The sequence below is a fragment of the Frankia sp. AgKG'84/4 genome (assembly GCF_023242965.2).
Lineage (GTDB): Bacteria > Actinomycetota > Actinomycetes > Frankiales > Frankiaceae > Frankia.
Genome location: NZ_JALKFU020000302.1, coordinates 1 through 6322, shown reverse-complemented (window position 1 = coordinate 6322; position 6322 = coordinate 1). Strand labels below are relative to the sequence as shown.

The 6322-nt window shown below is 73.8% G+C and carries 7 protein-coding genes; 5 read left to right on the top strand and 2 right to left on the bottom strand.

Translation table 11 applies throughout. From position 1 onward, the window contains the following. From MXD58_RS17475 to MXD58_RS17460, 4 genes are all read left to right on the top strand, one after another. The coding region (locus tag MXD58_RS17475; RefSeq protein ID WP_250609575.1) for a TerD family protein at positions 1-663 on the top strand (663 nt) is incomplete at its 5' end. A 60-nt stretch (positions 664-723) separates the two neighbouring features. After that, positions 724-1632, top strand: coding sequence for a L,D-transpeptidase (locus MXD58_RS17470; RefSeq protein ID WP_250609574.1), 909 nt, complete (start codon positions 724-726; stop codon positions 1630-1632). 146 nt (positions 1633-1778) lie between these two features. Then, positions 1779-3146: a magnesium transporter MgtE N-terminal domain-containing protein gene (locus MXD58_RS17465; protein WP_248836831.1), complete on the top strand. Its 1368-nt coding sequence runs from the start codon at positions 1779-1781 to the stop codon at positions 3144-3146. Next, a complete protein-coding gene (locus MXD58_RS17460) occupies positions 3143-3736 on the top strand; it encodes a DUF1003 domain-containing protein (protein WP_250609572.1) in 594 nt (197 codons plus the stop codon). The genes MXD58_RS17465 and MXD58_RS17460 overlap by 4 nt, the downstream gene beginning before the upstream one ends. Before the next feature lie 62 nt (positions 3737-3798). On the opposite strand, the gene MXD58_RS17455 is transcribed toward MXD58_RS17460, so the two are convergent. After that, on the bottom strand, positions 3799-4095 hold the full coding sequence (locus MXD58_RS17455) for a chorismate mutase (RefSeq protein WP_248836829.1): 297 nt from the start codon (positions 4093-4095) through the stop codon (positions 3799-3801). Positions 4096-4318: 223 nt separating this feature from the next. Then, entirely contained in the window at positions 4319-4816 is a 498-nt protein-coding gene (locus tag MXD58_RS17450) for a winged helix-turn-helix transcriptional regulator (RefSeq protein WP_248836828.1), read from the bottom strand. Positions 4817-4949: 133 nt separating this feature from the next. On the opposite strand from MXD58_RS17450, the gene MXD58_RS17445 reads away from it, so the two are divergent. Continuing rightward, the coding region (locus tag MXD58_RS17445) for an MFS transporter (RefSeq protein WP_250609570.1) at positions 4950-6322 on the top strand (1373 nt) is incomplete at its 3' end.

The following is a 6322-nucleotide window of genomic DNA, read 5'->3' as shown; positions in this document are numbered from 1 at the left end:
CAGCAGCAGCCCCCGCCGCCGGGCCAGCAGTGGGGGCCGGGGCCGGGTGCGCCCGTTCCCGCGGGCCCGCCCGCGGGTGGCGCCCGGGTCAACCTGGACAAGGGGCGGGTGTCGCTCACGAAGGGGCAGAGCGTCTCGCTGGTGAAGACCGGCGCGCCGCCGCTGACCCGGGTGCGGATGGGGCTCGGCTGGGATCCGGCCCAGCGCGGCCGGACGATCGACCTGGACGCGTCCTGCATTCTGTTCGACGAGCGCGGCAAGGACGTCGACAAGGTCTGGTTCATGTCGAAGAAGGGCGCGCGCGGCGCGGTGCGTCACTCCGGCGACAACCTCACCGGTCAGGGCGACGGCGACGACGAGACGATCGCCGTCGACCTCTCCGCGCTGCCGCCCACCGTGGTCACGCTGATCTTCACGGTGAACAGCTTCCAGGGGCAGCCGTTCACCGAGGTCCGCAACGCCTACTGCCGGCTCTATGACGACGTCACCGGCCAGGAGCTGGTCCGCTTCGACCTGTCCGAGTCCAAGCCGTCGACCGGCCTGGTGATGTGCCGGGTCCAGCGGGAGCGGGGCGCGCCCACCTGGGCGATGACGGCGATCGGCGAGTTCCACGACGGCAAGACCGTGCGGGCGATGGTCGCGCCGTCGAAGCAGTACCTCTAGACCGCCACCCGTCGCCAGCAGGCGGATGGCTACCGTGAGTGACTACCATCCGGTTCGGTGGTGGCCACGGGAGGTGTCGACGGCATGGGCGACGCGGAGGAGACGGTCGGCACCGGCGCGCGGCGCCGGGAGCCGGCGGAACCAGGACGCAACGGGCGGCCGGCCGCGGCGGTGGCGCTGCTGGCCGCGGGGATCTCGGTGCTGCTCGCCGTCGGTCCGTTGCTGTTGCGTCCCGGTTCCCACCCCCGCCGGCCCGGCCGGGCCACCCCGACGGGCACGGCGCCGAACGTGCTGCGGGTCCCGCCGGGGATCACCCTGATCGCGACGCTCGAGCGGGACGTCCCCCGCTACGCCGAGCCGGACGGCGCCGCGGTGGGCATCGTGCCCGGACGCTGGCGGGACGCGGCCGCCGCGCTGCCCGTCATCGACCAGCGGCCGGGCTGGTTGCGGGTCCGGCTCGCACAACGGCCCAACGGGTCCACCGGCTGGGTGCGCCGTTCCGACGTGGGCCTGACCACCAGCCCCTACCGGATCGAGATCGACGCCCGGTCCGCCCGGCTGCGGCTCTACGACGACGACGCCGAGGTCATGGATGTGCCGGCGGGGGTGGGCACCCTCGAACACCCCACGCCGAGGGGCAACTACTTCGTCGCGCTGTTCGCCCCGTCGCCCGGCCCCGGATTCGGCGACGTGGTGCTGGTCACCTCGGCGCACTCGCCGCGGGCCACCGACTACGACGCCACCCTGGAGGCGAGCGTCGCCATCCTCGGCCCGCTCGGCACCGACGCCCAGATCGGCGTCGACGCTCAGATCGGCGTCGACGCTCAGCCAGGCGCAGTGGCACCGGGGCTGCGGGCCGGAGCGCGGGTGTCGCGGGGCTGCGTCCGCCTGCACCCGGCGGACCTTCGCCGGCTGCGGGCGGTGCCCCCGGGCACCCCGGTCGACATCATCGCCGAGGCCGAGGTCTGAAGCCCGGGGTGGGCCATTCGGCGGGCGCAGGCGCGGGCGCGGGTTGCGCTACCGGTGTGGACGGGTAGCCTCCGGCCGTGAACAGGTCAGTAGCGTCCTTCCGGCGCGGTATGTCCGATCGCCCGCGAAGCGGTCGGTGAGCCGGCATGCCTGCGCGTCCGGCCCCGTCCCGGGTGTACTGCCGGCGCCTGGCCGGCCTGCTCGTTCTCGACCCCAACGGCGACCAGGTCGGCCGGGTCCACGACGTGATCGTGACCCTGCGCCTCGGGCACGAGCCGCCGCGGGTGCTCGGCCTCGCCGTCGAGGTGCAGCGCCGGTCGATCTTCGTGCCGATCGGCCGGGTCACGGGAGTCGAGTCCGGCGCGGTCGTGCTGTCGTCGGCCCGGCTGAGCTGGCGGCGGTTCCAGCAGCGGCCGAACGAGACCCGGGTGCTCGGTGAGCTGCTCGACCGGCGGGTGACGTTCATCCCCAACAGCGACGGGTCCGTCGGTGAGGAGGTCACCGTCGTCGACGCGGCGATCGAGCCGATCCGGGGCGGCGACTGGGTGCTCGACCAGGTCGCCGTGCGCACCGGGCGGGGCCGGCGCGGTGAGGTGCGGACCGTGTCCTGGGACGAGGTCACCGGCTTCTCGCTGCCCGAGGAGGGGCAGGGCGCGGCGAACCTGCTGGCCGCGTTCGAGAAGCTGCGGCCGGCGGACCTGGCCACGCTGCTGCACGATCTGTCCGGCAAGCGCCGGGCCGAGGTCGCCGCCGCCCTCGACGACGAGAGGCTCGCCGACGTCTTGGAGGAGCTGCCCGAGGACGAGCAGGTGGAGCTGCTCGGCGGGCTGGCCGAGGAACGGGCCGCCGACGTGCTGGAGGCGATGGGGCCCGATGACGCCGCCGACCTGCTCGGCGAGCTGCCCGCGGAGGACGCCGAGCGACTGCTGCGGCTGATGGAGCCGGGCGAGGCCGCCGGGGTGCGCCGGCTGTTGCTCTACGCCGACGACACCGCCGGCGGGATCATGACCAGCGAGCCGGTGGTGCTCGCGCCGAGCGCGACGGTGGCCGAGGCGCTGGCCCGCATCCGGGAACCGGAGCTGACGCCGGCGCTGGCCGCCCAGGTCTACGTCGTCCGCCCGCCGTGCGAGACCCCGACCGGGCGCTACCTCGGCCTCGCGCACTTCCAGCGGCTGCTGCGCGAACCGCCCTCGACGCTGGTCGGCGGTGTGATCGACGTCGACATCACGTCGCTGCGCCCGGAGACCCCGCTCGCCGAGGTGACCCGCCACCTGGCCTCCTACAACCTGGTGGCGGCACCGGTGCTGGACTCCGCCGGGCGCCTCGTCGGTGTGGTGACCGTGGACGACGTCCTCGACCATCTGCTGCCGGCCGACTGGCGTGACCAGCAGCCCGACGCCGACGCCGAGACCGAGACCGAGACGACGCTCGGTGCGCTCGCCCCGCCACCGGCCGCCGGGGTGGCACCCGGCGACCGTGGTGAGATCGGCGCGAGCAGTCCGGGCACACCGTGATCCGCCGCCAGCGGGGCGGGCCGCGCCTGGACCAGCCGCGGCTCTCACGCCGCACGCTGGTGCGTCCCCCCTACGAGTCGGACGCGTTCGGTCGGCTCGCCGAACGGGTCGCCCGGTTCATCGGAACGGCGCGGTTCCTGGTCGTCCAGAGCATCGTCATCGTCCTGTGGATCATCTACAACCTGGTCGCGCCGGACGCGATCCGGTTCGACTCGTTCCCGTTCATCTTCCTGACCCTGGCGCTGTCGTTGCAGGCCGCGTACGCGGCACCGCTGATCCTGCTGGCGCAGAACCGCCAGGACGACCGGGATCGGGCGAACCTCGCCCAGGACCGTGAGCAGACCGTGCGGACCCGCGAGGACACCGAGTACCTGGCCCGCGAGGTGGCGGCGATGCGGATCACCATTGGCGAGCTGGCGACCCGTGACTTCCTGCGCTCGGAGCTTCGCGGACTACTCGCGGAGCTGGAGACCCCGCCGTCGCAGCGCGGGGACCAGACCGACCGGGACCGGCGCGAGCGGCGCCGGCGCCGGGACGGCGAACGGTCCTCCCGACGCGACCGTGACGCGACCGGCGGACCGGCGCGCTAGGCCAGCAGCAAACTAGGCCAGCAGCAAACTAGGCCAGCGCCAAACTAGGCCAGCGGCCGAGCTCAGGCCTGCCCGGGGACGCCGCGGCACAGTGTGAGCACCGCCATCGCGATCTCGACGCCGCGCGGGCCGAGCTGGTCCGCCCAGGACGCGATGATCTCGTTCTCGCGGGCGTGCTCGATGCGCGGGCCGCCCTCGACCGCGCGCAGCGCCTGGATCTGGCCGGACAGGTCGCGGCGGCTGGCCAGCAGCGCGCGTACCTGGGCGTCGATGTCGTCGATGAGCTGGCGTCCCTCGGCGATCGTGCTGATCGTCGGCGTGCCGTCCGCGGTGTCGGGACGGTCGACGAGGTTCTCCACGAATGGACCTTTCGGTCGGAGGTCCGGCACGCCCAGGCCACGACGACCCGGGTCGGACCGGGCCTGGGTCTGATGCTTGATCCGCGAGAGGTCAGCGGTTAAGCGGGGACCGAGCCCGGTCCCCATAAAACGGAGGCAGCAGCGCGCCGTAGCGCGTGGTGCGGCTGCCCTCCATGGCGTCAAGCATGCCAGCCGGGCGCGAATCCGTCCAGGAATGCGGCCGTCAGGGGATGCTCGTGAGGCCCTCGAACCCGCCCGGGTCGGCGTCCGGCGGGCGGGCGCCGGGGCCGGGGACGCGCCGGACCTGGGTCACGTCCACCTCCTGCCCGCAGGTCTCGCAGCGGCGGCGCTCGTCGACGGGTCCGCCGCAGCCGCGATGGATGATCCGGAACGGCGCCTGCCCGGCCATGACGTGCTGGTCACCCCACGTCATCAGGGCGTTCAGGACCGGCCAGACGTCCCGGCCCCGCTGGGTGAGCAGGTATTCGTGCCGCTCGGGTTGTTCCTGGTAGCGGTGGCGCTCGAAGACGCCCGCGGCGGTGAGCCGGGTCAGCCGGTCGCTGAGGACGGTGCGGGCGAGCCCGAGGCGGGACTGGAAGTCGGCGAAGCGGGTCACCCCCAGGCAGGCCTCGCGGACGATCAGCAGCGTCCAGCGGTCACCCAGGATCTCCAGGCTCGCGGCTATCGAGCAGTGCTGATCCTCGTAGGTCCGCGGCAGCATGCCGGAATTGTAGCGTGACCATACCGACCATGGTAGCTTCACGGGACCCACTAGGTAGCTTCACGGGACTCGCTGAGTCGCGCCATGGACTCGCCGGGTCGGTGCAAGCCACGATCCCCTGCGAGGTCGCCTGATGCGTGCGGACGCCCGTCTGCGCTGGGTCCTGCTCGTCACCTCGGCGGCGACGTTCGTCGCCAGCCTCGACCTGTTCGTCGTGAACGTCGCGTTCGGCGATCTGCAACGCGAGTTCCACCAGCCTGACCCGGCCGCGCTGTCCTGGGTGCTCAACGGTTACACGATCGCGCTCGCCGCGCTGCCGATCCCGTTCGGGCGCTTCGCCGACTCTTATGGCCGGCTGCGCGGTTTCGTCGCGGGGATGGCCCTGTTCGCCGCCGCCTCCGTGATGTGCGCCGCGGCGCCGTCGCTGACCTGGCTGATCGTCGCCCGGGTGATCCAGGGCGTCGGCGCCGCCGCGTTGCTGCCGACGTCGCTCGGCCTGCTGCTCGGCGAGTTCCCGCCGCGGCGGCGGCCCGCCGCGGTCGCCTCGTGGGCGGCCACCGGCTCGGTCGCCGCCGCCTTCGGCATGCCGGTCGGCGCCCTGCTGACCCGGCTCGACTGGCGGTTGATCTTCCTCGTCAACGTGCCGATCGTCGTGGTCACGCTGCTGGTGGCGCGCCGGGTGCTGGGCGAGTCGCGGGCGGCGGGCACCCCCGAGCGGCCTGACCTGGTCGGCACCGGGCTGCTGACCGCCGGGATCGCGCTGGTGACCCTCGGCCTGGTGCAGGCGGGAGACTGGGGTTGGGCGGCGCCCGCGACGCTCGCCGCGCTGGTCGGCGGCCTCGTCGCGGTCGCGGTGTTCCTGCGCCGGTGTGTCCGCCACCCCGCGCCGTTGCTGGAGCTCGACCTGTTCCGGGACCGGCGGTTCAGCGCGGCCGCCGGCGCGACCCTGCTGATGTTTGCCGGCTTCGGGGCGCTGCTGCTCGCCATGGTCCTGCTGCTCACCGACCTGTGGCGCCAGGATGTGCTCACGGCCGGCCTGGAGGTGGCCCCCTCCGGGATCGCCGCGGCGATCGTGTCAACGCTCGCCGCCGCGCGCCTCGGTGCCCGTGTCGGCTACCGGGCGACCGGCGCGGTCGGTTGCCTGCTGTTCGCCGTGTCGGCGCTCGTGTACCGCTTCGCGATCACGGCCACGCCCGACTACGCGCGGGTCATCCTGCCCGCCGAGATCCTCGGCGCGGTGGGGATCGGCCTGGTGATCCCGACGCTCGCGGCGGCGATCTCCGCGTCGCTGCCGGCCGCGCGCCGGGCTACCGGCAGCGCCGTGTTCGCGATGTCCCGCCAGCTCGGCACGGTCCTGGGAGTCAGCGCGACCGTGGCGTTGATGGCCGGTGCCGCCCACGGCTCCGTTGCCGGCTACCAGCGGGTATGGGTGTTCATCGCGGTCGCCGAGGCGGCCGCGGCGGCGGTGTGCCTCGCCCTCGCGGGACCACCCGGGCCGGCGACGGG

Excerpts from the sequence above, each read along its gene's own strand:
- MXD58_RS17465 (WP_248836831.1), top strand. The coding sequence starts at position 1,779 with ATGCCTGCGCGTCCGGCCCCGTCCCGGGTGTACTGCCGGCGCCTGGCC.
- MXD58_RS17450 (WP_248836828.1), bottom strand. The coding sequence starts at position 4,816 with ATGCTGCCGCGGACCTACGAGGATCAGCACTGCTCGATAGCCGCGAGC.